Annotated in this window: 23 protein-coding genes and 3 pseudogenes; 11 read left to right on the top strand and 15 right to left on the bottom strand. The window is 70.9% G+C overall.

The features are described 5' to 3' along the window. Window positions 1-133: 133 nt before the first annotated feature. From QQM39_RS40265 to QQM39_RS40255, 3 genes are read right to left on the bottom strand one after another with little or no spacing between them, the layout of a single operon-like run. A complete protein-coding gene (locus tag QQM39_RS40265; protein WP_302002532.1) occupies window positions 134-760 on the bottom strand; it encodes a YigZ family protein in 627 nt (208 codons plus the stop codon). 47 nt (window positions 761-807) lie between these two features. Then, complete coding sequence (locus QQM39_RS40260) at window positions 808-1,350, bottom strand: histidine phosphatase family protein (protein WP_302002531.1); 543 nt, start codon at window positions 1,348-1,350, stop codon at window positions 808-810. Beyond that, the gene (locus QQM39_RS40255; protein ID WP_302002530.1) at window positions 1,347-2,105 is read right to left on the bottom strand and encodes a hypothetical protein; all 759 of its coding nucleotides are present in this window, start codon (window positions 2,103-2,105) and stop codon (window positions 1,347-1,349) included. Before QQM39_RS40255 ends, QQM39_RS40260 begins: the two co-directional genes overlap by 4 nt. A gap of 174 nt (window positions 2,106-2,279) precedes the next feature. Between QQM39_RS40255 and QQM39_RS40250 the strand changes: the two genes are divergently transcribed. Together QQM39_RS40250 and QQM39_RS40245 are read left to right on the top strand one after the other, a co-directional pair. Beyond that, window positions 2,280-2,687 carry a CoA-binding protein gene (locus QQM39_RS40250; RefSeq protein WP_302002529.1) on the top strand — a complete coding sequence of 136 codons (408 nt, stop codon included), beginning with the start codon at window positions 2,280-2,282 and terminating at the stop codon, window positions 2,685-2,687. A 154-nt stretch (window positions 2,688-2,841) separates the two neighbouring features. After that, window positions 2,842-4,065, top strand: coding sequence for a 4-hydroxybenzoate 3-monooxygenase (locus QQM39_RS40245; protein ID WP_302002528.1), 1,224 nt, complete (start codon window positions 2,842-2,844; stop codon window positions 4,063-4,065). Here the strand turns inward: QQM39_RS40245 and QQM39_RS40240 are convergent, their stop codons facing one another. Together QQM39_RS40240 and QQM39_RS40235 are read right to left on the bottom strand one after the other, a co-directional pair. Next, window positions 4,066-5,445, bottom strand: coding sequence for an SMI1/KNR4 family protein (locus tag QQM39_RS40240; protein WP_302002527.1), 1,380 nt, complete (start codon window positions 5,443-5,445; stop codon window positions 4,066-4,068). Window positions 5,446-5,508: 63 nt separating this feature from the next. Continuing rightward, window positions 5,509-5,868, bottom strand: coding sequence for a metalloregulator ArsR/SmtB family transcription factor (locus QQM39_RS40235; RefSeq protein WP_302002526.1), 360 nt, complete (start codon window positions 5,866-5,868; stop codon window positions 5,509-5,511). Window positions 5,869-5,931: 63 nt separating this feature from the next. On the opposite strand from QQM39_RS40235, the gene QQM39_RS40230 reads away from it, so the two are divergent. Continuing rightward, the gene (locus tag QQM39_RS40230; protein WP_302002525.1) at window positions 5,932-7,053 is read left to right on the top strand and encodes a cation diffusion facilitator family transporter; all 1,122 of its coding nucleotides are present in this window, start codon (window positions 5,932-5,934) and stop codon (window positions 7,051-7,053) included. A gap of 15 nt (window positions 7,054-7,068) precedes the next feature. On the opposite strand, the gene QQM39_RS40225 is transcribed toward QQM39_RS40230, so the two are convergent. Both QQM39_RS40225 and QQM39_RS40220 read right to left on the bottom strand, forming a co-directional pair. Further along, the gene (locus QQM39_RS40225) at window positions 7,069-7,626 is read right to left on the bottom strand and encodes a YbaK/EbsC family protein (protein WP_302002524.1); all 558 of its coding nucleotides are present in this window, start codon (window positions 7,624-7,626) and stop codon (window positions 7,069-7,071) included. Between the two features lie 43 nt (window positions 7,627-7,669). Further along, on the bottom strand, window positions 7,670-8,242 hold the full coding sequence (locus tag QQM39_RS40220) for a helix-turn-helix domain-containing protein (RefSeq protein WP_302002523.1): 573 nt from the start codon (window positions 8,240-8,242) through the stop codon (window positions 7,670-7,672). 108 nt (window positions 8,243-8,350) lie between these two features. Between QQM39_RS40220 and QQM39_RS40215 the strand changes: the two genes are divergently transcribed. Then, window positions 8,351-9,208: a DMT family transporter gene (locus QQM39_RS40215; protein ID WP_302002522.1), complete on the top strand. Its 858-nt coding sequence runs from the start codon at window positions 8,351-8,353 to the stop codon at window positions 9,206-9,208. 1 nt (window position 9,209) lies between these two features. On the opposite strand, the gene QQM39_RS40210 is transcribed toward QQM39_RS40215, so the two are convergent. Then, window positions 9,210-10,007 (bottom strand): acyltransferase, encoded by a 798-nt coding sequence (locus QQM39_RS40210; RefSeq protein ID WP_302002521.1) that lies wholly within the window; start codon window positions 10,005-10,007, stop codon window positions 9,210-9,212. 112 nt (window positions 10,008-10,119) lie between these two features. Here QQM39_RS40210 and QQM39_RS40205 point away from each other — a divergent pair, with 112 nt between their 5' ends. Next, window positions 10,120-10,650: a gamma carbonic anhydrase family protein gene (locus QQM39_RS40205; protein WP_302002520.1), complete on the top strand. Its 531-nt coding sequence runs from the start codon at window positions 10,120-10,122 to the stop codon at window positions 10,648-10,650. A gap of 91 nt (window positions 10,651-10,741) precedes the next feature. Here the strand turns inward: QQM39_RS40205 and QQM39_RS40200 are convergent. From QQM39_RS40200 to QQM39_RS40190, 3 genes and pseudogenes are all read right to left on the bottom strand, one after another. Further along, window positions 10,742-11,387 (bottom strand): annotated as a pseudogene (locus QQM39_RS40200) (DedA family protein). Window positions 11,388-11,459: 72 nt separating this feature from the next. Then, complete coding sequence (locus QQM39_RS40195; RefSeq protein WP_302002519.1) at window positions 11,460-13,016, bottom strand: carboxylesterase/lipase family protein; 1,557 nt, start codon at window positions 13,014-13,016, stop codon at window positions 11,460-11,462. Between the two features lie 141 nt (window positions 13,017-13,157). Next, a complete protein-coding gene (locus QQM39_RS40190; RefSeq protein ID WP_302002518.1) occupies window positions 13,158-15,029 on the bottom strand; it encodes an RICIN domain-containing protein in 1,872 nt (623 codons plus the stop codon). A 360-nt stretch (window positions 15,030-15,389) separates the two neighbouring features. On the opposite strand from QQM39_RS40190, the pseudogene galU reads away from it, so the two are divergent. Beyond that, window positions 15,390-16,319, top strand: a pseudogene (galU, locus tag QQM39_RS40185) (UTP--glucose-1-phosphate uridylyltransferase GalU); the annotation flags it as partial. A 164-nt stretch (window positions 16,320-16,483) separates the two neighbouring features. On the opposite strand, the gene QQM39_RS40180 reads toward galU, so the two are convergent. From QQM39_RS40180 to QQM39_RS40170, 3 genes and pseudogenes are all read right to left on the bottom strand, one after another. Next, entirely contained in the window at window positions 16,484-16,921 is a 438-nt protein-coding gene (locus tag QQM39_RS40180) for a DUF4442 domain-containing protein (protein ID WP_302003896.1), read from the bottom strand. Between the two features lie 135 nt (window positions 16,922-17,056). After that, the gene (locus tag QQM39_RS40175) at window positions 17,057-17,902 is read right to left on the bottom strand and encodes a spermidine synthase (RefSeq protein ID WP_302002517.1); all 846 of its coding nucleotides are present in this window, start codon (window positions 17,900-17,902) and stop codon (window positions 17,057-17,059) included. A 140-nt stretch (window positions 17,903-18,042) separates the two neighbouring features. Continuing rightward, window positions 18,043-18,977, bottom strand: a pseudogene (locus QQM39_RS40170) (GTP-binding protein); the annotation flags it as partial. A 51-nt stretch (window positions 18,978-19,028) separates the two neighbouring features. Here QQM39_RS40170 and QQM39_RS40165 point away from each other — a divergent pair. From QQM39_RS40165 to QQM39_RS40145, 5 genes are all read left to right on the top strand, one after another. Beyond that, window positions 19,029-20,519, top strand: coding sequence for a recombinase family protein (locus QQM39_RS40165; RefSeq protein ID WP_302002516.1), 1,491 nt, complete (start codon window positions 19,029-19,031; stop codon window positions 20,517-20,519). 449 nt (window positions 20,520-20,968) lie between these two features. Beyond that, a complete protein-coding gene (locus QQM39_RS40160; RefSeq protein ID WP_302002515.1) occupies window positions 20,969-21,520 on the top strand; it encodes a hypothetical protein in 552 nt (183 codons plus the stop codon). A 439-nt stretch (window positions 21,521-21,959) separates the two neighbouring features. Continuing rightward, a complete protein-coding gene (locus tag QQM39_RS40155) occupies window positions 21,960-22,547 on the top strand; it encodes a hypothetical protein (RefSeq protein ID WP_302002514.1) in 588 nt (195 codons plus the stop codon). A 560-nt stretch (window positions 22,548-23,107) separates the two neighbouring features. After that, window positions 23,108-23,968, top strand: a complete 861-nt coding sequence (locus QQM39_RS40150; RefSeq protein WP_302002513.1) for a hypothetical protein — start codon at window positions 23,108-23,110, stop codon at window positions 23,966-23,968. 14 nt (window positions 23,969-23,982) lie between these two features. Further along, on the top strand, window positions 23,983-24,354 hold the full coding sequence (locus QQM39_RS40145) for a hypothetical protein (protein WP_302002512.1): 372 nt from the start codon (window positions 23,983-23,985) through the stop codon (window positions 24,352-24,354). A 259-nt stretch (window positions 24,355-24,613) separates the two neighbouring features. On the opposite strand, the gene QQM39_RS40140 is transcribed toward QQM39_RS40145, so the two are convergent. Further along, on the bottom strand, window positions 24,614-24,796 hold the full coding sequence (locus QQM39_RS40140; protein WP_302002511.1) for a hypothetical protein: 183 nt from the start codon (window positions 24,794-24,796) through the stop codon (window positions 24,614-24,616). Between the last annotated feature and the right edge of the window lie 14 nt (window positions 24,797-24,810).

Raw genomic sequence — 24,810 nt, 5'->3', positions numbered from 1 at the left:
GGGTCTGACAGCACGGGCGGTTACTCCCGTATCGCCCCGTCATGACAGGCTCGCCATACGCCCGTTACGGACATTTCACCCCTGTCGTCCCTGTCGCCCCTGCCTGACCCGGCGCGGCTGTCCCCCTCGCCCGTCACGCGTCCCCGTACGCCTCTCCCCCGAGCTCGAACCCCGCCGTCCCCGCCGTCGCATCCGCGAGCCACCCCCGGAACGCCTCCACATCGGCGTCCGGAAGACCGATCTCGATCGTGACCGCCTCCCCGTACCGCACGTCCCGCACCTCGCGCCCGGTCGACCTCAGATCGTTCTGCACCTTGCCCGCGCGCTGGTGGTCGACGGTCACCGTGGCCAGCCGGAAGCGGCGCCGGGTGATCGTGCCAACCGCGTCCAGGGCCTCGCCGACCGCTCCGCCGTACGCCCGGATCAGCCCGCCGGCGCCGAGCTTGACGCCGCCGTAGTAACGGGTGACGACGGCGACGACGTACCGCATGTCGCGGCGCAGCAGCATCTGGAGCATGGGGACGCCGGCCGTGCCGCCCGGTTCGCCGTCGTCGCTCGCCTTCTGGATCGCGGCGTCGGCGCCGATGACGTAGGCCCAGCAGTTGTGGGTGGCGTCGGCGTGCTTCTTGCGGAGGGCGGCGAGGAAGTCCTGGGCCTCCTGTTCGGTGGCCGCCGGGGCGAGCGCACAGATGAAGCGTGAGCGGTTGACCTCGGTCTCGTGGACGCCCGCGTGGGCGACTGTGCGGTACTCGTCCTGCATCCGGCCAGCCTATGCGCAGCGCCTCCGGCCGCCCGCGCGGGAGGCGCTCACTTCTTCTTGCCCCGCGCCACCATCACGCTCGTCAGCAGCGCCGTGCCGGGCGCGAGGGCCTGCCAGGTGGTGCCGTGCCAGGCCAGGACGGCGATCGCCGAAGTCGGGAACTTCGTACGGACCTGGTCCAGCGCGTCGTCGAGACCGTCGCCGGCGAGTTCGAGGACGAGGTCCTCCAGGCCGGGGTTGTGCCCGACCAGCAACAGCGTCTCGACCTCGGAGGGCACCTCCCGCACGACCTCCAGCAGGTCGGGGACGTCCGCAGCGTACAGCCGCGGCTCGTGGCGCACCGGCGGTGGCGTGCCCCACTGGGCGGCGGCCAGTTCCCAGGTTTCACGCGCGCGTACGGCGGTCGAGCACAGGGCGAGGTCCGGCAGACAGTCGGCCTCGGCCAGCGTCCGGCCCACGACCGGGGCGTCCCGGCGGCCGCGCGGGGCAAGTGGGCGCTCGTGGTCGGCGACGCCGTCCGGCCAGGCGGACTTGGCGTGCCGCAGGACGACCAGACGGCGCAGCGGGCCCGCTCCGATGCGCGCGGTCATGCCGGGGTTCCCAGGTCGCGGGTCAGGTCGAGGCCGAGGAGGCGGTCGGCGTAGGCGTACGTCTCGAAGCGGGCGCCGTCCGGCAGGTCCGGTGCGGTCTCCACCCACCGCAGGACGCCGAGCACCCCGGGGACGTCGAGGTCGTTCTCCCAGGCGCTGCGGAGCTCCGTCCGCACCTCGTCGGGGATGGGCCGCGACGGCTGCTGCGCCCACGCGGCGACGGCGCGGCGCCAGCGGACGAGGGTGTCGTGGGCTTCGCCGAGAGCGGCCGTGTCGAGCCGTTCGGGCACGTTCCTGCGCCGCGAGAGCAGCGCGAGGCGCAGGGCGGCGGGGTCGGCCTCCTCGGGGGGTGCCTGCGAGTGCACCGGCGCGACGGCGACCCGTACACCGTCGGGTTCCGCGCCGCCCTCGCGGACGACGTGGATGACCTGCGCCTCGCCCAGGCCCGATGCGGCGCCCCGGCCGTCCTCGAAGGGCCGGATGCCCAGCGCGGCGGCGCCGGCCCGGAGCTCCGCCTGCTGCCGGTCGTCGTCGAGCAGCGCCCAGACCGGCGTACCGCCGAGTTCCAGGGCACGGACGAGGAGATCGGCGACCAGCAGGAGGCGTAGGGCGGTGACGTCGAAGCCGTCGGTATGCGCCTCGACGCGGGTCAGGCCCCGCCGGGCGGGCGCGGCGTCGACGGGCTCGCCGGTTCGGGCGTCGATGATGCGCAGCACGGAGCGAGCGTAGGCGGCCGCGCGGTCCTGCGCAGCCATCCGGCCCGCTTTCCGGTCAGCGTGGCGTACGTCGGGTCTCTCGGGAGCTCGCTGGGTGGGGCCGGGGTTGCCGGGAACCGTGGGGTGGACGCCGGGAATCCTGGAGCTTCGTCGGCCGTTGTCGGTCATGAGAACAGCTGGACGGCAGCTGTACGAAGCAAGGGGAGGCCGGCGGTGTACGGCGACGAGGCAGCGGTCCGCAGGATCCTCACCGAACTGGGCGACACCTGGGCCGTCGTGGGCCTGTCGTCGAACCAGCGGCGGGCGGCGTACGGGGTCGCCGACGTACTACAGCGTTATGGCAAGCGCATCGTGCCGGTCCACCCGAAGGCGGAGACGGTTCACGGCGAGCCGGGCTATGCCTCCCTGGCGGACATCCCCTTCGACGTGGACGTGGTCGACGTCTTCGTCAACAGCGACCGCGCCGGCCCGGTCGCCGACGAGGCGGTGGCGAAGGGCGCCAAGGCCGTCTGGTTCCAGCTCGGAGTGATCGACGAGGCGGCGTACGACCGTACGCGCGCGGCGGGCCTGGAGATGGTCATGGACCGCTGCCCGGCGATCGAGATACCGCGGCTCGGCTGAGACCGAGCGGAGCATCGAGGAGGTCGCGGGCACTGAGGCGTCGCGGTCACTGAGGCGTCGCGGGCACGCAGGCGTTCCGGACACGAGGTCCCAGCGCACTGAGCGCGCCCCGGAAGCCTCCCCTCCCCACACCGGCGGCCCGCATAATGCTCGGGTGACTTCCACGACCCCCCATCCCAACTCCGCGGCCTCCCAACGCTTTCCGGTCGTCATCGTCGGTGCGGGACCGGCCGGCCTCACCATCGGCAACATCCTGCGGGCGGCGTCCGTCGACTGTCTGGTGCTGGAGATCGAGACACGCGAGTTCATCGAGCAGCGGCCGCGGGCCGGGGTCCTCGAGGAGTGGGCCGTACGCGGACTCCAGCGGCGGGGTCTCGCGGACACCCTGCTGGAGCGGGCGCAGCGGCACACCGAGTGCGAGTTCCGGTTCGCCGGGGAGCGCTACCGGTTCGAGTACGGGGAGCTCACGGGGGTTCATCACTGGGTCTACCCCCAGCAGTTGCTGGTGACGGACCTGGTGCGCGAGTACGCGGACGTGCGCGGCGGCGCCATACGCTTCGGCGTGCGGGACGTGGAGCTGCACGACCTCGACACCGACCGCCCCTCGGTGTCGTACACCTGCCCGCGGACGGGTCGACGGGAGGTCGTGCACTGTGACTTCGTGGCGGGTTGCGACGGGGCGCGCGGGGTGACGCGCACCGCGCTGCCGGCCGACCGTGCCCACATCTCCCGCAGCGACTACGGCATCGGCTGGCTGGCGCTGCTCGCCGAGGCGCCGCCGTCCTCCGACTGCGTCCTGTTCGGCATGCATCCGAACGGGTTCGCCGGGCACATGGCGCGCAGCGCCGACGTAACCCGCTACTACCTCGAGTGCCCGCCCGGCGACGACCCGGAGAACTGGTCGCACGACCGGGTCTGGACGGAGCTGCAGCAGCGGCTCGGCGCGAACGGCGCGCCGCCGCTGACGGAGGGGCGGCTGATCGAGAAGCGCGTCCTCGACATGCACAACTACGTGGTCCAGCCCATGGTGTTCGGCCGCCTCTTCCTGGCCGGCGACGCCGCCCACCTGACCGCCCCCATCGCCGCCAAGGGCATGAACCTCGCCCTGCACGACGCCTTCCTGCTCGGCGACGGACTCGTCGCCCACCTCACGAAGGGCGACGGCACCGGCCTGGACGGCTACTCACAGGCCTGCCTCGGCCGGGTGTGGGACTACCAGGAGTTCTCCCACTGGCTTTCCGAGGTCTATCACGGCACGTCGTCGGGCGATCCCTACCGCGCGGGCACGACGCTCGCCCGCCTCCGCCGCATCTTCGGCTCCCCGACTGCGGCCAGGGCGTTCGCGGAGCAGTACCTGGGCAAGAACGCCGACTACTGACTACGCCCCGGGACCCAGGTCGCCTGCGAGGACGGTCCGGGTGATCGGGGGGCGGTCCCAGAGGGCGAGGACCTCGTTGGCGAGGTCGACGATCGCAAGCGGGTGCTGATCGCCGTGCACCTCGATGGCGGCGGCGGCCAGGCTGCGCGGGACAGCTCCGGCATCCAAGAGAACACGCCACTCCTGCGGCCCGAGCTCCAGGAATTCGAGCCCGGTCAGCTTGGCGATCTCCAGCGGGTCGGCGAGCGTGCCGGGGTAGGCGGTGAGGGTGCGCAGGCGGGGCAGGCCGGTGACGGGGGCGAGACTGAGCGGCTCGCCCTCCAGCACACCGATGGACAGGACCTCCAACTCCGGGTGGGCCGCAGCCCGGACACTCGGCAGGCTTCCCCTGTTGACCCTGGCCACGGCCGGCAGTTCGGTCCCGCGGCGGCCGGAGTACCAGTCCTCGCGCCGGTTCAGCACCAGGTCGGTGAGCGACTCCGCGAGCAGGTGGGCGCCGATGTTCTCCTCGTGACCGAGAACGATGATCTGGCCCGGGTATCCGTGCGGACCGGGAGTCAGGTCGACTGCGATCCGGTCACCGCCGCCGGTGTCGCCGAAGACGATCCAGCCGGGCGAGCCGACCACCCCTTGCACCACGGCGTCGGGCGGAGTCACGACCGCCTCCCGCGCCGCGAACCGCCACGGGCAGGGACGGCTCGGCGCGTCGGCGATGTACAGGCCGTCCAGGGCGAACAGTTCGCAGCCGACCGCGTCGTAGACGTGCTCTGCCGTCTCGTAGTCGCCCCAGTCCTCCCACCGCGCCCGCGTCACCCGGTAGAGCACCTTGAGCTCGTCGGGCAACTCGACGCCGAGGCGCGCCTGCGCGGCGGCGATCTCCGCCTCGGTCGCGCCGATGGCATCGGGGATCCGCTCGCGCAGCGTCCGCTCCAGCGCGGCCGGGTCCGCCGACGGGGACGGCACCGCCCCGGTTACCGGATCCGGCAGGCGGCGCCAGGGCTCGGGAACGGCGTCCTCGACCAGGACGAGAGAACCTGGGTGCGGGCCGCCGACGCCGGGCTCCACAGCAGGGCTGGGACCGAGCAGGTGGAGCACGGTCCGCCCGGCCGGGGAGATCTCCGCCACGAACGAGAAACCGCCGACCCCGGCCTCCGCGAGCGCGCTCCGCACCCGCTCCGCCGCGTCGAACTCGTCCTGGTGGTCCTCGACTTGAGCGGCCCGCCCGGGCTGCGGCCGTCGGCGCCGCAGGGGCAGACTCCACCCGTACTGGTCGATGCGTCCCGCCACGTGGCCGCCCGGGGCGGCGAGGCTCTCCGCGTTGCTCGCGCGCAGGAGCCTCAGCACGGGCTCCCACGTCGCGAAGTCGTGTATCGAGGGCACCGGTTGGCTCCAGTCGTTCCGTCGGGCGTGGCGGTGCCGATTATCACCGAAGCCGCCCATCGGTCAGTCGTGCAGCGGCCGGTCACTGAGCCGGTGGTCCGCCACGTTCAGCGCCTCGTCGACGAGGCGGCGCAGATGGCCGTCGCGCAGGGAGTAGATCACCCGGCGTCCCTCCTTGCGCGTGTTCACCAGGCCCGCGAGACGCAACCGGGCCAGGTGCTGGCTGACGGCGGGCCGGGCCGCACCGCAGGCCTCCGTGAGCGTCGTGACGTCGGCCTCTCCCGCTGTCAGGGCGTGGAGCAGCGTGAGGCGGGTGCGGTCGCCGAGCAGGGCGAGGAGTTCGGCGGCGAGCGCGAACTGTTCCTCGCCGGGGGTGCGCGGGTGCGCATCGTGTGCAGGTGACAGGTGCATGCGTGCGCTCATAAGCACATAATGGCGTCGTGGGCGGTCACGCGTCCACTCCCATCGCACCTGAAGGGGATCGCTGTGAGCGACGGGCACGCGCACGAACACGACGACCACCACGCCGATCACAGGCACACGCACGAGCACCACGAGCACGCACACGGACACCCGCACGGACACGCGCAGGGGCACGAGCACGGACATGGCCACCCCCCGTCCCCCCTCCGCCACCGCCTCACCCACCTCCTCAAACCCCACTCCCACGAGACGGCCGACAAACTCGACTCCGCCCTGGAGTCCTCGGCCCGCGGCATGCGCGCGCTGTGGGTCTCGCTGGCCGTGCTCGGCGTGACGGCGCTGGCTCAGGCGGTCGTGGTGGTCGCCTCCGGTTCGGTGGCGCTGCTCGGCGACACGGTGCACAACACCGCGGACGCGCTCACCGCCGTACCGCTCGGGATCGCCTTCATACTGGGCCGGCGCGCGGCGACGCGCCGCTTCACCTATGGCTATGGGCGGGCCGAGGACCTCGCGGGCATCGTCATCGTGCTGACGATCGCCGCGTCCGCGGCCTTCGCGGCGTGGACGGCCGTCGACCGCCTCCTCGATCCGCGCCCGGTGGAGCAGATCCCGGCCGTCGCCGTGGCCGCGCTCGTCGGGTTCGCGGGCAACGAGTGGGTGGCCCGCTACCGGATCCGGACGGGCCGGGCGATCGGCTCGGCCGCGCTGGTCGCGGACGGTCTGCATGCCCGGACGGACGGATTCACCTCACTGGCCGTCCTGTTGAGCGCGGGCGGCGCGGCGCTGGGGTGGCAGCTCGCGGACCCGATCGTGGGGTTGGCGATCACGGTCGCGATCGTCCTGGTGCTGCGGGACGCCGCGCGCGAGGTGTTCCGGCGGGTGATGGACGCCGTGGACCCGGCCCTGGTGGACCGGGCCGAGCAGGCGCTGCGGGAGGTCGCGGGCGTGCGTGAGGTGGGCGAGCTGCGGCTGCGCTGGATCGGGCACCGGCTGCGCGCCGAGGTGGCGGTCGTCGTGGACGGCGAGGCGACGGTACGGCAGGCGCACGCCATCGCCGTCGACGCCGAACACGCCCTGCTGCACGCCGTGCCCCGGCTCACCGCGGCCCTGGTCCACGCCGACCCGGCACCGGTGCCGGGCGAGGCGGATCCGCATCTCGCACTCGCGCACCACACCGCGGGATGAGCTGAGACGACGGGCTCAGGCGACGCCGAGCCCCTCCAGGACGACCGCCCCCGGCAGCTCCGCGAACGCCTTGCCCGGCACCAGCAGCTTGCCGCGCCTGCGCCCGCTCCCGACCAGCACGTACGGCAGGTCGACGACGGCCGAGTCCACCAGCACCGGCCAGCTTTCGGGCAGCCCGATCGGGGTGATGCCGCCGTACTCCATACCGGTCTCACCGGTCGCCGTGTCCATCGAGGCGAACGACGCCTTGCGGGCGCCGAGTTGACGGCGTACGACGCCGTTCACGTCGACCCGGGTGGTGGAGAGGACGACGCACGCGGCCAGCGTCGCCTCGCCGCCGCGCTTGCCCGCGACGACCACGCAGTTCGCGGACTGTTCGAGCAGTTCCCGCCCGTAGTGCTCCACGAAGACGGCGGTGTCGGCCCACTGGGGGTCGGTCTCGACGTAGATGATCTGGTCGGCGGGGACGCTGCCGCTCCAGTGGCGTACGGCGTCGGCGACCGGGCGGGTGAGCTCGTCGAGGCAGTCGGGGGCGGGGGTGGCGTTGTCGAAGTGACCGATGGGTGCGTCCATGAGCGCACGCTAACAGCACCGGGCCGGCCGTCGGCCGGGAGTCTCAGCGGACGGGCGGCACCGAGACCGCGAGCACCCACTCCGCCGAGACTTCGCCCTGATTGCCGTACGTGTGGGGGGCGTTGGCCTCGAAGGTGGCGCTCGCCCCGGCCGGGACGCGGTACTCCGCATCCTCGACGGTGAGGGTCAGCTCGCCCGTCGTGACATGGACGATCTCGAAGGTGCCGGCGGGGTGCGGGTCCGAGCTGCTGCTCTCGCCCGGCATCATCCGCCACTCCCACATCTCCAGCGGGCCCGGCGCCTCGGTGCCCGCGAGGAGCCTGCTGTAGCTGCCCGCGTCGGTGTGCCACAGCCGTACCACCTGGTCGGCCGAGACGACGCGCACCTTCGGGCCCTGCTCGTAGTCCAGCAGGGTGGTGATGCTGATCCCGAGCGCGTCGCCGATCTTGATCACCGTGCCGAGGCTGGGGTTGGTGCGGGCCTGCTCGATCTGGATGAGCATGCCGCGGCTGACGCCGGCCCTGGCCGCGAGCACGTCCAGGGTGAAGCCGCGCACCGCCCGCCAGTGCTTGACGTTGCGCGCCAGGGACTGGGTCAGCAGGTCGAGGTCCGCCACATTCCGTCCATCGTTTCCGGAGTCAAATATTCTGGATGACAGGGTTCAGTCCATTGCACTACGGTGGGCTGCACCCCATCGTCCACCGAACTGTACTGCGAGGCCCCCGTGACAGCACTCTTCGCCCTGGCCACCAGCCTGCTGTGGGGGCTGGCCGACTTCGGCGGCGGACTGCTGACCCGGCGCACCCCGGCGCTGACAGTGGTGGTCGTCTCGCAGACGATCGCCGCGGTCGTGCTCGGCGTGATCGTGGTGGCCACCGGAGGCTGGAGCGAGGCCGGCGACCAGCTGTGGTTCGCGGTCGCCGCCGGCGTGGTGGGCCCGGTCGCGCTGCTCTGCTTCTACAAGGCGCTCGCGCTGGGCCCGATGGGCGTGGTCTCCCCGCTCGGCACGGTGGGCGTGGCGGTCCCGGTCGGTGTGGGCCTCTTCGTCGGTGAGCGGCCCGGCCTGATGCAGGTCGCGGGGATCGCGGTCGCCGTGCTCGGAGTGGTGCTGGCGGGCGGACCGCAACTGCGGGGCGCACCCGTGCAGCGGCAGGCCATCCTGCTCACGCTGATCGCGGCCTTCGGCTTCGGCGCGGTGTTCGCGCTGATCGCGGAGGCGTCGACCACCATTACCGGCCTGTTCCTCGCACTCTTCGTGCAGCGCGTGGTCAACGTCGCGGCGGGCGGCCTCGCGCTGTACGTCTCCGTGCGGCGGGGCGGCACCGCCCTCCCGGACGGCGGCTTCCCCTGGCGCTCGCTGCCGGCGCTCGCCTTCGTCGGCCTCGCCGATGTCGCGGCGAACGGCACCTATGTGGTCGCCGCCCAGCACGGCCCGGTCACCGTGGCCGCCGTACTCGCCTCGCTCTACCCGGTGGTGACCGCGCTGGCCGCGCGCGGCATCCTCAGGGAGCGGTTGCGGGCGGTGCAGGCGGCGGGTGCGGGGCTCGCACTGGTCGGCACGCTGCTGCTGGCGACCGGCTGACTCAGGTCTCCGCGTCCACCTGGGCGAGTCGAGCAGCGGCTTCCTCGTCCAACGCCGCCAGTTTCGCCGCCGTCTCCTCGTCCAGCCCGGCCAGCGCCTGTAGCTGCTCGGGGGTGACGCCGTCGGGGATCGGCACCGGCGCCGGGGTCCGCAGCGGCGGCTGCCAGCCGTCGTCGGGCGTCCAGCGCCGTACGACGCGGGCGGGCGCCCCCGCCACGACGGCATGGTCGGGCACTACGCCCCGGACCACCGCACCGGCCGCGACCACGACGTTCCGCCCGATCCGCGCGCCGGGAAGGATCACGGCCCCGGTGCCGATCCAGCACCCCGGGCCGATCTCGACCGGCTCCATGCGCGGCCACTGCCTGCCGATGGGCTCGTGGGGATCGTCGTACGAGTGGTTCGTGGACGTGACGTAGACGTACGGCCCGAAGTAGCAGTCGCTGCCGATGGTGACCGTCGTGTCGGCGATGACATGGCTGCCGCGGCCCAGGACGACGCCGTCCCCGATGCGCAGGATCGGCTCCGGACCGAGGTCGAGGTCGGGCATCAGACCGGCGGTCAGCGTCACCTGCTCGCCGACGATGCAGTGGGAGCCGAGGTGGATCCAGGGTTCGCCGAAGACGGTGCCGAGCGGGAAGGCGAGCCGGGTGGCCTCGCCGATCGAGCCGAAGCGGAAACGGCCGGGGTGCTCGGCGGTCACCGAACCCGTCCGCTGCGCCCAGGCCCAGCCCGCGTGGACGGCGCGCTGCGCGAGGCTGCGCCGCCAGGACGAGAACGTGTTCTTGCGCTTGAGCACCCGCTTACCGTACTGACCGTTCGGCGCCCTCATGAGGTGCAGGGGCTGTGATCTTCGCCCCACCGGGTGGCGGTAGCGTTCCGGTGCAACCGCGGACGACAGGGAGACGGTGATGACGCACAAGGCGCTGATCAAGGGCATCGGCGGCAGAGAGCCGAAGATCGACGCGGAGGCCTTCGTGGCGCCCACATCCGCGGTGATCGGGGATGTGACGCTGGAGGCCGGGGCCAGTGTCTGGTACGGCGCGGTGGTGCGCGGTGACGTGGAGCGGATCTCCGTCGGGGCTCAGGCCAATATCCAGGACAATTGCACGTTGCATGCCGACCCCGGATTTCCCGTCAGCATCGGGGCGCGGGTCTCGGTCGGCCACAACGCCGTGGTGCATGGGGCGACCGTCGGGGACGACTGTCTGATCGGGATGGGGGCGACCGTGCTGAATGGCGCGGTGATCGGGGCGGGGTCCTTGGTCGCCGCGCAGGCGTTGGTGCCGCAGGGGATGCAGGTGCCGCCTGGGTCGCTTGTCGCGGGGGTGCCGGCGAAGGTGAAGCGGGAGCTGACTGAGGAAGAGCGCCAGGGCGTCACGCTCAACGGAACGATGTACGCCGCGCTGGCTGAACAGCACCGGGAAGAGCACGGGGCGTAGCGGTCGTACGCGGTCTGCGGGTTGTGTGTGGCTGGTCGCGCCCACGCGGCGGAGCCGCACATCGATACAGCCCCGCGCCCCTGAGGGCGTTTCAGTCCCCGGCGGCTACTGGTTCTGGCTGTCGCTGCGCCACCTGCGCCTTCTTCGCCTTGCGCTTGAGGATCAGCATCGACGCCAGGCCGATCAGCACCGCCGCCACCAGGCCCAGCCACGAGAAGCGCTTCAGCCAGGACTCGGCGACCACTCCGACGTAGTAGATCACCGCGGTCGTGCCGCCCGCCCAGAGGATGCCGCCGAGGACGTTGGCGATCAGGAACTTCCAGTACGGCATCCGCAGGACGCCCGCGAGGGGGCCGGCGAAGATGCGGAGGAGGGCGACGAAGCGGCCGAAGAAGACGGCCCACATGCCCCACTTCTGGAAGGACCGCTCGGCGGTGGCGATGTGGCCCTCGCTGAAGTGCCTGGGGAATTTCCCGCCGAGCCAGGCCAGGAGTGGGCGGCCGCCCTTGCGGCCGATGGCGTAGCCGATGGAGTCGCCGATGATCGCGCCCGCGGTGGCGCAGGCGCCGAGCACGACCGGGTCGATCTCACCGTGCTGTGAGGCGAGCAGCGCCGAGGAGACCAGAATGATCTCGCCGGGCAGCGGGATGCCCAGGCTCTCCAGACCGATGACCACGCCGACCAGCAGATAGATGGCGAGCGGGGGCACCGTTTCGAAGCCATTCCTGGACGTGCAACGCCGCTTCCTCTCATTACCTGGACTCTGTGTTCCCGGCGCACGCTCGGCTGTGAGCGTGCGCCGGGGCAGCCTACCCGTTCTGAGTGACGGTCTCGGAGTCCCACAGGTTGCACTGATGCTCACGGTGCACGGCACTACTCACTGCGTTACCGCCTGCGGAGGCGGTGCGCAGCGTCAGCACCGTCCCGGGCCGAGTCGGCATCATGGGCTGCCCGGCGGCCCGCGGCACCCCGTCCCGGACGAAGGAGCCCCAGTACTGGATCATCTGCCGCGCCAACGTCCGCTGCTCGGCGTTCAGCGGTGCGGGAAGGCCGAAGTGCTTGAAGAGGTACTGCACCTCGTTGACGTGGGTCGCGCCGAAGTCGAAGTCGGTGTCGAGGTTGCGCAGGGAGGCGAAGGGCGGGGAGGTGCGGTCGGCGAACTCGTACGCGTAGACCTTGCCGCGTCCGGCGAGCGTGCCGTCGAGGCGGAGGGCCGGGCAGGCGAACAGCTGGTCGCCCTGGGCCGTGGCGTAGGCGAGGGTCGGGGAGGCGTACGACGACAGGGGGTAGCGCGCGAGCGCCTCGTCGCCGTAGTCCGTCCGCATGACGGTCGGGTACTGGTCGGCGGTGAGCGGGGTGCCGTTCAGGTCGAAACGGGCGAAGGCGAACAGCCGGCCCTCGTCCTGGTTGGCCCCGTTCATGACCGGCACGCCGGCTGCGGCGCCCTGCGCGAACGCCTCCTCCGGCTGCCTCGGCAGGAAGTCGCCGCCGACCACCGGCGCCCAGTCGAAGCCGCTCTGGGCGGCCAGGATCTCGGCGGCCGGCTTGGCGCGCAGACAGGCCAGGTCGGCACAGCCGAGCTTCTGCGCGAAGGCGGCGCCCTGCGCCACGGCCGTCTCGTGCGCACGCGCACCGCAGTCGCCGTACGCCCCGCTCTGGACGATCCCCGCCCGGAACAACCCCTTCGCCGTCGGCGAGGCCAGCTGGGTGCAGACCGAGCGGCCGCCCGCCGACTCGCCCGCGATGGTCACGCGGCCCGGATCGCCGCCGAAACGGCCGATGTTGGCGCGCACCCAGCGCAGGGCGGCCTGCTGGTCGAGCATGCCGAAGTTGCCGGAGACCCCGTCGCGGGCCTCGCCGTCGAGGCCGGCCGTGGCGAGGAAGCCCATCGCCGCGAGGCGGTAGTTGACGGTCACGACGACGGTCCCGGTCTGCCGTGCGAAGGTGTCGGGGACGACGTCCTGACCGGCCCCGGCGGTGAGGCCCCCGCCGTGGAACCAGACCAGTACGGCCCGGCGTGCGGCGCCCTCGGGGACGTACACATTGAGGTCGAGACAGTCCTCGGTGTGGCTGGGCCGCTCATAGCCAGGGTCCCAACTCGCGCCCTGCACACACTTGTTGCCGAAGTCCCCTGCCGTACGCACCCCTTGCCAGGGACGGACCGGCCGCGGCTCCTTCCAGCGAAGCCTTCCGACGGGCGGCTCGGCGTAGGGGATGCCGAGGAACTGCCGTCCCTCGGCGGTGGTTTCGCCTCTCACCCAGCCCGCTTCGGTACGGACGACAGGGGGGTCGGCGGCCTGCGCCGGTACGGGAGTGACGAGCGCGGCCGCGAGGGCCGACAGCGCGACGGACATACGACGGATCACCGGTCCACCTCCAACTGCTGCGTGGGGCGGGAAACTATGAGCGCCAGTGACTCGTGTCAATGAAGTGAACGAGAAACGGCTGAATGGCGCCAAGAGTCGAAGGAGGGGCCACCCCGGTGGAGTGACCCCTGAGCTCCTTGACTAGTGGAGGGCGGAATCGACCGTCGTCGCAGCGGTGCCGGCGGCGGCCACAGTGGCCGGCGCGTCGGCCGGGAGGGCCACGACGGCGTCGACACGGGTGGCGGGCTCGGCCTGGCCGCCGGAGGGGGAGCCCGAGCCGGAGCCGGAGTCGGAGCCGGAGCCGGAGTCGTCCTGGACGTAGCGCGTCTCGTACTGCGGCTCCGGAAGCTCCTCCGGCTGGCCGGACTCGTCCCGCGGGGAGTCGGCCTCGGGCGGCTCGGGGGCGTCGGCGTCCGGGGACGCCCGCTCGGGCACGGGCTTCACGGACGTGCCACCCTCCCCCTTCTCATCCCGCTGCTCCCCCTTCTCCCCGGGCTCGGCCTTGCGTACGTCCGCGAGGCCTCCGTCGAGCAGCCAGCGCTGCGCCGCGGAACCGTCCCGTTCGGCGACGACCACGCTCTCGCCCTTGCCGCACGCGACCGCCAGCCCTTCGGAGCGGCGCAGCAGCAGTTCCCCGTGGACGGTGAGGTCGTAGCTCACCTCGCCGGCGTGCGCGAGGCAGTTGGCCAGGACGACCGTGCCCGCGCCGGGGTCGGAGTCGAGGCAGAGGGTGGGGACGGCGGCGCTGCGCAGCAGACCGTTGCCCTGGTACGACCACTGCTGGGACGCGGCGGACGAGCACTCCGCCAACTGGGCTCGGGCGCCGCTGCGGACCTTGCCGTCGTGGAGGTCCAGGCACAGGCCGCGGTCGAGGTTGCGGAGCCTGCCCTGGGCGATCGCGAGGGGTTCCTCGGCCGAGGCGGCCGACGGTGATCCGCCGGCCGAGGACGAGGGCGGGGAGACGGCGCCGGGGTGGACGGACTGCCCGCTGGGCGCGCCCCAGGTGGCCCCCGGGTCGGGAGCGCCGTTCTCCTCGGACCAGCCCTTGACGGTGAGCACGGTCACGAGCAGGGCGAGGGAGGCCGCACCGACGCCCACCACGACGGCCTTCGCGCGTCCGCGCGGTAAGGCGAGAGGTGCCGGGCGGTGCCGTCCGCCGCGGCGCGGGCGGGCGTCCGGCGCCGATCCGGAGCCGCCTCGCCCGGGCCGGGAGTCGAGATAGCGCCGGGCACCCCAGCCGAGCACGGTTTCGGCGAGGAGCACTTCGAGGCCGCCCTCGAAATGACTGAGCTGCTCCGCGGCGTGCCGGCAGTAACGGCACTCCATCAGATGCTGCTGGACATCGGGCAGCAGGGCGCCGCCCCGGCGAATGGGCACGTCGAGGAGACGGTTGTAGTAGCGGCATTCCCGGCTGGGTGCGAGTTCGCCGTGGGCCCGGACACAACCGCGCCGGAATTGCTCTCGCACTCCCTCCAGCGCGGCCGCCGCGGTGCCCGCGTCCACCCCCAGCAGACCAGCGGGTATGGTTATCGGTTCCGCCTCGACCTCGGCGTGCCAGAGGAGGCATTGCGAGGCTCCCGGCAGAGCCCGGAATGCGCGCTCGGCGATTTGCCGCCTTTCGGGCGTCACGGACCGTGCGGCGCGCAGCCCACGCCCTCCGGTCGGTTTGCCGAGTTCCGGCATGAGGGCGGAAATGCCGTCGTCGGCGGCCCACTCCTTCACCATGTCCCGTACGGCGGTGAGGAGTTGGGGACGCAGTGCGCCGGGGGCGGGCCTGCCGAGCACGCGATGGAACGCCGCGGCGGCCACCATGGAGGCCGAATTCGCCCTGGAGACCAGGCAGATGGACGCGTAGTCGTATGTGGCACGCCAGTGCCGGGCCATCAGCAGGGCGACGGCACGGGGGGCCGGCCCGCCCTGTCCCAGGCTCGCGAGGAGATTGCGGTCGGACTCTCCGGGGCTCGCCCCGGGCCGTGGGGGGTACGGCGGTCGTGGGGGGTACGGGGATTGCACTGAACCATTTCCTTCCCAGCCGCAGAACGGCATGCGAAATGCACGTCCGTCGGAAAAGCAGGTACCTGATTGGTGCATACCTATGCCGCGTCACCTGTGGACCGGCTATCGGGTCGCTCACTTTTGCACGAGCTACGCACAGGAAACAAGAAGTGCGAGTGACCGACGTTCAAAAAGCGGGGAATTCAGAAAGGTTACCGGCGGTATCAGTACCAGCTTTCGACATCGCCGACGAACCGGCGCCAAGTTGTGTGCGGCCGAGAACCATTGGTCCACGGAATCTTCAACTCCGCTTGTCGCACAGCAAGCTCCGAGGTTTCTCTCGGCGCGCTCTCATCCCCGTGTACCAGCATGAGCCGCATGATCGTCCCCCACACGACACCCACCCCAGATTCGGACGGTACGGCCCGTACCACCCGCGCGGTCCGTAAGGCCGTCGTCCCGGCCGCCGGCCTCGGCACGCGGTTCCTGCCCGCGACGAAGGCGACGCCCAAGGAGATGCTGCCGGTCGTCGACAAGCCGGCCATCCAGTACGTCGTCGAGGAGGCCGCGGCGGCCGGGCTCGACGACGTCCTGATGATCACGGGCCGGCACAAGCGGGCCATCGAGGACCACTTCGACAACGCCTTCGAGCTGGAGCAGGCGCTCGCCGCCAAGGGCGACTCCGTACGGCTGGACGCGGTGCGCGACCCGGCCCGGCTCGCCGACATCCACCACATCCGCCAGGGCGACCCGCTCGGCCTCGGTCACGCGGTGCTGTGCGCCCGTCATCACGTCGGCGACCAGCCGTTCGCCGTCCTTCTCGGCGACGACCTCATCGACCCGCGCGAGACCCTGCTCAGCCGGATGCTGGAGGTCCGCGACCGCTACGAGGGGAGCGTGGTCGCCCTCATGGAGGTCCCGCCGGAGCAGATCCACCTCTCCGGCTGCGCGGCCGTCGAACCGTCCGGCGAGGACGGCGTGGTCCGCGTGACCGGCCTGGTGGAGAAGCCGTCGCGCGAGAACGCGCCGAGCCACTACGCGGTCATCGGCCGCTATGTCCTCGACCCGGCCGTCTTCGGCGTCCTGGAACGCACCGCGCCCGGCCGCGGCGGCGAGATCCAGCTCACCGACGCCCTCCAGGAACTGGCGACGGGCGCAGCGGTCCACGGAGTCGTGTTCGACGGGCTGCGCTACGACACCGGCGACAAGGCGGACTACCTGCGCACGGTGGTACGGCTGGCGTGCGGCCGGGCGGACCTGGGGCCGGAGTTCACGGCCTGGCTGAAGGAGTTCGTGGCGGGGTTGGAGGAGTTCGTGGCAGGGCTGGAGGAGGGCGGCGACCAGGAGCGGAACCGGCTCGCCGCTCGAGCGTTCTCCGGGCCACCGCCCGCTCGGGCACGAAGAGGCCGTTCGCGGCCCGAAATGGCACAGGGGCCCCACATGGGGCCCCTTCCTACTGCCGTACGGCCGGCTCAGCCGTTCGGTCGCAGGGTCCAGACGACGGTCATCTCCCCGGTCACGGCGCCGTCGCCGCGCTGGATCTCGATCGCCACGGGGAACTCGGGCCGCTCCCCCGCCTCCAGCTCCGCGACGACGTCGGCGGCCGGGCGGCCCAGCGTCGCGGTGGCGGTGACGGCACCCATGGCGAGCTTCTTGTAGGCGATCTCGGCCCGTACCGCGAGCGGCACGGCACGCGAGAGCTGGTCGCCGAACGCGGCCAGCACGATCGCGCCACTGGCGGACTCGCCGAGCGTGAACATCGCGCCGGCGTGCGGCCCGCCCACGTGGTTGTGGTACTCACCCTGGTCCGGCAGAGCCACCACGGCCTTCTCCGGGGTGGTCTCCAGGAACTCGAGGTTCAGGGTCCGGGCCATCGGCACGGTGGCGGCGAGCATCTCGCCGATCGACATCTGGTCTGCGCTCATGGCGGCCATGTTACCCATGAGTAGGATCCGGGAACAGGCCTATGTGACGAGCGTCGTGTCACAGCCCGATGCGGCGAGTCTCGTGGGGGGCCGCTCCCCCGCAGCCGGAACCCGCTCGACTCAGCCGATGCCGAAAGCCCCGTCGGGGGGCTCGGGTGACGGTACGGCGTCCTCGTCCCGCACCGGCCGCGCGCCGCCGATGAACTGCCGCAGGGCCGCCCCGTGTTCGACGCGGGCCGGAAAGGCGTCGGAGGCGGTGAGCCGGGCCAGGGCGGCCGTGTCGAGGGGCTGGTGCGCGGCGATGAGCACGGCGTTGCCGAAGCGCCGCCCGCGCAGAACGCCCGGCTCGGCGATCAGCACGAGCTCCTCGAACAACGTGGCGCAGGTGGCGAGTTGGGAGCGCAGGAACGCGAAGGGCGCGGTATCGGCGAGGTTGGCCAGATAGACGCCGCTCCCCCGCAGCACGCGCGCGGCGTGCCGGACGTACTCCACCGACGTCAGATGGGCCGGCACCCGTGACCCACCGAAGACGTCGGCGACGAGCACGTCGGCCGAGTCGTCCGGTGCCGCCTCCAGCCAGGCACGGGCGTCCCCGGCGTGCAGTCGGATGCCGGCCCCGTCCGGAACCGGCAGATGCTCGACGACCAGCTCCATCAGCCCACGATCGGCCTCGACGACGTCCTGCCGCGAGCCGGGCCGGGTCACGGCCAGATACCGGGGGAGGGTGAGCGCCCCGCCCCCGAGATGCAGCACGTCCAGGGCCTGCCCGGCATCGGCGACGGTGTCGAGCACATGCCCGAGTCGGCGCGCGTACTCGAACTCCAGATGCGTGGGCTCATCAAGATCGACGTACGACTGCGGAGCCCCGTCGACCGTGAGCAACCAGGCCCGCTTTCGATCGACGTCGGGCATCAGCTTGGCGGTGCCGTAGTCGACGGACCGGGTCACGGGTATGGGCTCGTTCACCTTCTTATTGTGCCGAGGGACTCGTCGGACGGGGCACGGGAGCGCCCTCGAGGGGCGCGCGGGGCTGTGTCGATATGCGGCTCCGCCGCGTGGGCGCGACCAGCCACAACGGCCTCGCAATCCCACGCGGCGAACCACCCTCACACGACGGCGGTCACGGTCCCCGCCCCGACGGTCCTCCCACCCTCACGGATGGCGAACCCGAGCCCCGGCTCCAGTGGAACGTCCCGCCCCAGCTCAACGGTCATCGTGACCGTCTCCCCGGGCCGCGCGACACCCACCTCACCGAGGTCGATGTCCCCGACCACATCCGCCGTACGGATGTAGAACTGCGGCCGGTATCCACTGGTAACCGCCGTAGTACGACCCCCCTCACGCGCGGACAGCACATACACCTGCGCGATGAAGCGGCGACTCGGAACCACACTGCCCGCCGCCGCGGCAACATGCCCCCGCCGGACGGCGTCCCGCGGAACCCCCCTCAGCAGCAACGCCACGTTGTCCCCGGCCTGCGCCTCGTCCATCGGCTTGCCGAACGTCTCCAGACCGGTGACCACGCTCTCCAGCCCGGCCCCGAGCACTTCGACCCGGTCACCCACCCGCACGGTGCCCCGCTCGACAGCGCCGGTCACCACGGTCCCCCGGCCGCGCCGGTCACCACGGTCCCCCGGCCGGTGATGGTGAGCACGTTCTCGACGGGCAGCAGGAACGGCGCGTCCACATACCGCTCCGGCATCGGAACGTAGGTGTCCACCGAGTCGAGCAGCGCCTCGATCGACGCCGTCCACTTCGGGTCCCCCTCCAGGGCCTTCAGCCCCGAGACCCGTACGACGGGCGCGGCGTCGCCGCCGTAGCCGTGCTCGCTGAGCAGGTCGCGGACCTCCAGCTCGACGAGGTCGGTGAGCTCCTCGTCACCCGCGTCGGCCTTGTTGAGGGCGACGACGATGTGGTCGACGCCCACCTGCCGGGCGAGCAGCACGTGTTCGGCGGTCTGCGGCATGATCCCGTCGAGCGCGGAGACGACGAGGATCGCCCCGTCGAGCTGCGCGGCGCCGGTGACCATGTTCTTGACGTACGTGGTTCGTCCACCCTGTCATACTGGCGAGGAACGACGAGGGGCGGGCACGTGGAGGAGATCGACCTCTATCTGAGGAAGAGCAAAATCGTACGCGAAGGCGTGGAAGCACTGACCTTCGAGACGCAGGAGGCGCGTGGCCGGGAGTGGGCTCACCGTCACGAGTACCGCGTTCGCAAGGTGTGGAAAGACAACCTCAGCGCGTGGACGGACACGAAGCGTCCCGACTTCGATAAGGCATTGGGAGCGCTCAGGCGTAAAGAGGTTCCCGCCCTGTGGTGCTACGCCGTCGACAGATTCGACCGCAAGGGCGCCGGTTCCGTGATCCAACTACTCGACTCCGGCGCGCGGATCATCTTCGATTATGAGCGGCTCGACAGTGCGGATCCTCGTGACCGTGAGCGGATCATCAGCGACGCGGAGCGGGCGAAAGCGTCATCCGACCTGCTGTCTCATCGGGTGCGCGACACAAAGAACGTCCAGCGACGCAAGGGCGTTTGGCTGGGGGCGGCGCCTTACGGGCTGCGCAAGGACAAGTCAGGGAAGCTCCACCACGCGCAAGATTGGAACACCGTTCTCCGTATCCTCCGCGAAGTGGCGGACGGTATTACACCGCGCCGTGTCGCAAGCGGTCTTACAGGCGACCGCAAGCCCTCACCGAAGGGCGGACCGTGGAACGCGTCAACCGTTCGCCGCATCGTCTACAACCCCGTATACGAGGGCTGGCAAGTCGTCGCCCTGTCTCGTGACTACACATGGCCCGTCGCGTACCGGAACGAGGCAGGAAAGCGCGTCCGCGTCATCGCGGACGATGTGGAACCGGCCCCCGCGGACATCGTGGCGAAGGCGAGACGGGTTCACGCCGGGCACCAGCGCGGAGCCCTCGGGCCGCGCGTTGGTAAGGCGTCGCACCTCCTGACCGACCTACTCCGGTGTGCGGGTTGTGGCTCGAAGATGCCGACGAGTGGACGCTCCTACGTCTGCAACGGGCACGCGATGGGCAAGCCGTGCCCTGCTCCGGCGTCAGCGATGCGTGTGCGTATTGAGGACTACGTCTACAGGGAATGGCTCGCGCAAGTAAGTAGCGCCGACGTCGACGAGGGCGACCCTCTGATGATTGCCGTTGCAGAGCGGTGGGCCGCACTCGTCGCCCCGGAGCAGACAGAGGAGACGCAAGAGGCGCTGAGCGCCGTCAAGAGCGCGGAGGCTGCCGTCGAGCGGCTCGCCAACGACCGCGCGAAGGGACTCTATGACGGCGCCATGGGGAAGCACTTCCCCCGCCTCGTCGCGGAGGCTGAGGAGACACTGAGGCAGGCTCAGGAGCGCGCGGACGCTCTGAACGGGCATCGCATTGACCTGACGATGTTCGACGATGCCAACATGCTCGAAGAAGCATGGGAAGCAGCCGACTTGCCGACGCGGCGCGACCTCCTACGCATCGCTATCGAGAAGATCACTGTGACGCAGGCGAGTCGACGCGGGGCGGCGTTCGACGGTGATGCTCGCTGCGACATCGAGTGGGCGAAGCCCGCGGAGGATTAGCAGCCCGCACGCGACAGAGCCCCTCTCCAGACACCCGGAGAGGGGCTCTTCGTCATTCGGTCGGAGGCTTGCTCCACGGGCCGGCGGGTGGCCGCTCGGGGAGCTTGGCGCCTGGCCGGCGTAGGTACCACCGGATGAACTCCCGAAGTACCTGTGTCCTAGGGCTGCGGCCCGTCGGGTGCATGGTCTTTGCTGCCTCCCCGAAGGGGTCCCACTCCTCTGAGCTGGGGACACGGATGCTCTTCGGTGGCTCGTAGTCGCGCTGAGCTGTCATGTCGACGAGGGTACGGGAGTCGTACCTACAACTCAACCTGATTTGTAGGTACGAATGGGCTTGCATTTGTAGGTACAACCGAGCTAGCTTTGTACCTACAACGACGGCAAGCGAAAACCCCGCCGGTCCGGGAAGACAGAGACGGGGTTGTCGCTCCTGTGAAGGAGATCTCAGTATGCACGCCTTCGACTCCACGAACCCCACCCCTGCTCAGCTCGACGGAATCGTCTGCGCTGGCGAAGACGGCCCGATGGTCCCCGTCGCCACCGTCGACGGATGGCAGATCTTCGCTCACCGGATGTGCGTCGAGCCGACTCCTAGGTCAGGCGTCGTCCTCGTCGTTGGGGACACGTCCTCCCGCGTCGCCCTGGAAGACCTCGTCGCGTTCGCCTACGACTGTGCGGATCGCCTCCAGATGCCCGCGAAGGTGGCCGTCGGCCGCGGGTACGACGTGAGCCAGTACGAAGCGGTCGTGCGGCATGACTCGTGGATGGACACCGTCGACTCTGTAGTCCTCGGAATCGAGGCGCGGGAGGCGGACATGTTCTGCATCGACGCCGACACGCTGTACGCGTACCCGATCAGCACGGTTTGCGCGCACTGCTGGGAAGACGACGACGCGGCCCCTGTGCTCGCTGGCGACACCTGGACGCCGCCCGTGTGCCGCCCGTGCGTCGAGGAGGCGGCCCGGATGGTAGCGACGGGGGCGCTCCTCGTTGCCGCGTAACACTCAGTAACGGAGATGGCCCGCCCCGGGGTGACTCGGGAGCGGGCCTCGTCGCGTCCGCGGCCTCGTCCCCGGGGGCGGTTTGGCACTCGTCGACGTCCGGCAGCCTCGTCGATGGCTTGAAAGTGCGGCGCACGTCACAGTCACATGGTCAGAGCCCTCGAACGGCGCCAAATTTGACACCGCTCTGACCTGCACAGATGGCCAAATGGCCAAACTAACCCTAAATCTCAATTCTCTATAGACGCGTTAGAGAGAAAGCTGAGAAGGGGGTTAGTTTGGCACTTTTGGCACACCGCCTGCCGTGGACGTCGACGAGGCGCGGGAGGCGGAGCGTAGTCACGACGGGTGACGCGTCACATTTGATCTCGGTTCCCCCATAACTCCTGCGTAGGGCTCGCGCGCGTGCGCGATGCCCGCCGACGATGGAGGAACCACTGTGTACGACGACTTTGGCGCGCCCGTGCGCCGACGCGCTCGCCGCACTGCGGAGGCGGAGGAACTGGCCTACTTCGCGCGGGAGCTGGAGGGTGACGGCGCGTACGTCTCCCCGGGCCGGACGCCGTGGCGGGGGCTGTCCGGTCATGACCCTCTCGACGACGTCCCTGACGACGAGTTCGGGGAGCGACAGTTCGAGGACTGGCACGACGCAGCGTACGACGAGGGCGATCCCGACCGTCCGCAGCGTCGACGGCCGTCCGGGCGGGAGACGGACATCGTCCCGCCTGTCGTGGGTGAGGTGACGGTGCGCGTCGATCCGGCGATAGCCGCAGCGTTCGCCGCGCGACAGGCGGAGGCGGGGGCGGGCCCGTCATGGCCGGTCGACGGTGGGCGCGTGACGGTCGAGGGTGCCGTCAAGACGTGGCGCGGGCCGTGCCTAGAGTGCGGGCGGGAGTTCACGCAGCGACGTCCCGTGAGTCAGCGTCGACGCTGGCGCTGGCTGTGCAGTGACGAGTGCTTCGCAGCGCGAAGGCGGACAGCCGCGCGGGAGCGTATGCGCGCGGTGCGGTCGGCCAACGCTGCCTGAGTGTTCGCAGTTACATGTAGAAGGGGAGGGCGCTACACAGTCGCCCTCCCCTCGTCGCGTCGTGAGACCTCCGGCCCCAGAGTGCCTTGCCGTTGACGGTCCACGCGCCGCGTGACGTCGCTCTCCTCCGGCGTCACGCTAAGCCCCCGCTCGCGTCCGCAAGGAGCGCGTCGAAGCACCGGCTCGCCCTTCGTGGCCGTGTGCTCCGCGCCGCCATTCCGCGAGCGGGGGCTTTCCTATGCCCTCGTCAGACAGAACGACAGGAGACACGATGTCGAGCCATTCCGACGTGCCGTCCCCGTCGCGCGGATGCCCGGACTGCGGGCGTACCTACCCGCGGACCGTTGCCTACTTCCACCGCGACGCGGGGAACCGCGACGGGCTAAAGCTCCGCTGTCGCGAATGCGTGTGCAGAGCAGAGCGGCGGCGCTACGCAGGTTCCGCAGAGACCATCCGTCGACGGGTTCGCGACCGATACGCCGCACGCGCGGCCCACTACCGACAGGCCCTTGCCCCTTGTGGGCAGGGGCCTGACTTGTTTCCCGACACGAAGGATGACCATGCGAGCAACCACTAACCCCGAACTCGCGGCAGCGTGGGCGACGGTGCCCGACGTCGCGAAGGCGCAGGAACGCCACGAGGCGGCCGTCAAGCTCCGCCGGGACTTCCCCCGCGGGAAGACGCCCACGGAGGCGCTGGCGGGCGTCCAGGCCGAGGCCATCGCGACGTTCACCGACACGGGCAAGTGGCCCACGGACTACGCCAAGAGAGTCGCGAAGGCGCACGCTGACGCCGTTGCGTGGGAGTCGGAGGCGCTCGCCCTGCGACGCCTGGAGGACACCACGAAGGCCGCCGCGGAGGATCTCCGCGACTCCCTGTCGACTGACGTCCTGGAGCACCTCGACGGCCGACTGAAGGAGATCCTCGACGTCGCGAAGGACGCCGGGGAGACGCTGGGCGATGTCACGACGGCGGAACAGGCCATCGAGGCGGGTGGGGATGTCCTGGACGCCTGGCGTCGCCTGACGTCGCTCCTGAAGGACTACCGCAACGTTCGCGACGCCGCGTGGGACGTCCTCCGCGCCGTCACCGGGATGGACGAGCGTCTGCGTATGCGGCAGTGGCGCGAGGCGGGCCACGGGGAGGTCAAGGACGTCCGCATGGACGAAGTCCCGGCGCACGTCGCCGACGTCATGCGGTCGGGTGCCTACACCGTCGAATACCTCGTCTGGCTCGCGCGCAGCCGCTCCGCATTCGTACCGACGTCGTTCGACGACCTGGAGTTCGCCGTCACCTCGTCGACGGCGCCTCTCGCCTACGACGACCACGGCCCAATCGTCGACCTCTCCCCGCGCGTCGTGCCTGAGCGCACGTACAAGCCCCTCGGCACGGGCCGTGACCCGCGCCCCTTCACCTACTGACAAGGACAGACACCATGACTCCTGAAGAAGAGCGCGACGCCGCTCTGACCGAACTCGCCCGCCTGCGTGCGGGACTCGCCGCCGGCCTGACGCCGGAGCAGTCCGCGCGCCTCGTCGGCACGACGTCGGAGGAACTGGCGGCCGACGCGCAGACGCTCGCCGCGCAGTTCGGCGTAGCGGCTCCTCCCGCGCCCCCTGCGCCCCGTTCCGGTGGCGACCGTGGTCCCGACGTCGGCAACGGCGCCGAGACCGTCAGCGGAGGCGCTGAGCGCTACCGGCAGCGTCACGGGATCGACGAGGACGGGCGACGCCCGGAGCGACGCCAGGACAACAGCGACGGGCGCAACCCGTTCGCTGAGCGCACCTACACCACGAATGGACGATGACAGTGCCCAGTACCAGGACCGGCCTCTTCGATGAGTACGTCTCAGAGGTCCGCAACCGCGCGGCAGCCCTGAACGGTCAGTCGGTAACCGTCAACCTCGTTGGTGGAGCGTCGCTGACGGGGACGCTGGCCTACGTCCCGCGCTCCGCCGGCTGGCCAGAGGGCACGCAGGAATGGCCCAAGTCTCTGACTGTCACGGTGTCGACGAAGGCTCACACCGTGCGACTTGACCACGTGTCGAGCATCGGCCAGAGCTAACCTCACTGCCTTCGCCAGAAGTGCATCAGCTCTGCGAGCGCCCTAATGATCTCCGGCCGCTCGTGAGCGGCTGCGTTGCGTAGCGAGATCAGCAGCGCGAGCAGAATCGCGAACGCGATCAATCCGACGACCGACACCAGCAACCAAGGCGCACCGACGGCGACTTGTTCCAGAATGGCCCACATGGGCGGCAAACCCC

The organism is Streptomyces sp. DT2A-34, from assembly GCF_030499515.1.
Taxonomy (GTDB): Bacteria; Actinomycetota; Actinomycetes; order Streptomycetales; family Streptomycetaceae; genus Streptomyces.
The sequence above is the reverse complement of the archived record's forward strand: the minus strand, read 5'-3'. Positions and strand labels throughout refer to the sequence as shown.